Below are 354 nucleotides of genomic sequence, written 5' to 3'. Positions count from 1 at the left end.
CCACTACCTTGTATTGTACACTGGAATAAAAACCATTATGTGGTACTTTATAAAATTAAAAAAGATACCGTTTATATATCCGATCCTGCTCATGGACTCATCACTTTTACTAAAGAAGAGTTTATACAACATTGGATAGGTAATAATGCAGATGAAAACACTGAAGAGGGAATTGTTCTACTAGTAGAACCTACCCCTAAGTTTTATAGCGAAGAATTTGAAGAAGACGAAAAATTTGGTTTCTCTTTTATATTCAAATACTTATTCAAATACAAAAAATTTATTGTACAGCTAATTATAGGATTGTTAGCTGGAAGTTTATTGCAACTAATCCTACCTTTTTTAACACAAAGT

1 protein-coding gene is annotated in these 354 nt (G+C 30.2%); it reads left to right on the top strand.

Annotated features, from left to right (window positions below; genetic code table 11):
* The coding region (locus F7018_RS18700) for a cysteine peptidase family C39 domain-containing protein (RefSeq protein ID WP_246175185.1) at window positions 1-354 on the top strand (354 nt) is incomplete at both ends.

Origin of the sequence: Tenacibaculum aiptasiae (assembly GCF_008806755.1) — a bacterium.
Classification (GTDB): Bacteria; Bacteroidota; Bacteroidia; order Flavobacteriales; family Flavobacteriaceae; genus Polaribacter; species Polaribacter aiptasiae.
The sequence above is the reverse complement of the archived record's forward strand: the minus strand, read 5'-3'. Positions and strand labels throughout refer to the sequence as shown.